The organism is Paenibacillus sp. A3 (assembly GCF_001399685.1).
Lineage (GTDB): Bacteria > Bacillota > Bacilli > Paenibacillales > NBRC-103111 > Paenibacillus_G.
Genome location: NZ_JTHN01000258.1, coordinates 1 through 784 on the forward strand (window position 1 = coordinate 1; position 784 = coordinate 784).

2 protein-coding genes are annotated in these 784 nt (G+C 50.1%); both read right to left on the reverse strand.

The window, feature by feature from the left end:
* Positions 1-183: 183 nt before the first annotated feature.
* Positions 184-264, reverse strand: a complete 81-nt coding sequence (spoVM, locus tag QJ48_RS31640; protein WP_014652194.1) for a stage V sporulation protein SpoVM — start codon at positions 262-264, stop codon at positions 184-186.
* A 247-nt stretch (positions 265-511) separates the two neighbouring features.
* Positions 512-763: a hypothetical protein gene (locus tag QJ48_RS31645; protein WP_054977315.1), complete on the reverse strand. Its 252-nt coding sequence runs from the start codon at positions 761-763 to the stop codon at positions 512-514.
* Between the last annotated feature and the right edge of the window lie 21 nt (positions 764-784).

The following is a 784-nucleotide window of genomic DNA, read 5'->3' on the forward strand; positions in this document are numbered from 1 at the left end:
TTAATCTGCGTTCGCAGACAAAAAGCACCTGGCTCAGGTGCTTTTTTTAGTTGATAAGCATGAATTCGCATCAACCTTAACAAAACGCGCTTGTCTTGCTGACAAGGACGGCTGAGCCGTTGATCCCGGGTGTGGCGCCTGCCCTAGCCCGGCAGCCGGGCCTAAGTATGATCGAGCGTACCTTCAGTTTTTGCTGAATGTATTAAGTACGGCTTTCACAAACCCACCCAAAAACTTCGGAAGCTTGATAGTGTAAAATTTCATTTTGCACCCTCCCTCCAGACTTTGCGCAGCAAAGTCAGCATCGCTTGGCTTTGCGACGCAAAGCCGACCTCGAGCCATGCGCGCAGTTAACCACCTCGTTAAAAGTATATTCCGCTGCTCCCCAAAACGTGCTATGCAAATTCCGGGCACCGAAAAACAAAAAAGGCTACAAAAGCCGGAAGCCGTACTTTTGTAACCATGTGTATGCGAACCGCGGGCCGGTTATGCAAGCCCGGGCTCTTTTTTCTTAAACCGCAGCCTGCTGCTGCTGGATTGCCAAATACAATGCGTAGAACACCGTATAAATAAAATAGAATAAGATCGTGGTCAAGACAAAGGCAATGCGCGGGCCGCGCGTCTCGTATCGCTTAAAAAACTGGATGCCGACGTATAACGCCCCCAGCGAAAAGGCAAACTTCACCACGCCGTCGATAATGGAAAACACAAACAGCAGGGCGGCGCATAGTAAACAGAAAGCCAAAATTTTAAGCGCCCGCATTTACCGGCCGCTCCCGGCTTC

Excerpts from the sequence above, each read along its gene's own strand:
- spoVM (WP_014652194.1), bottom strand. The coding sequence starts at position 264 with ATGAAATTTTACACTATCAAGCTTCCGAAGTTTTTGGGTGGGTTTGTG.
- QJ48_RS31645 (WP_054977315.1), bottom strand. The coding sequence starts at position 763 with ATGCGGGCGCTTAAAATTTTGGCTTTCTGTTTACTATGCGCCGCCCTG.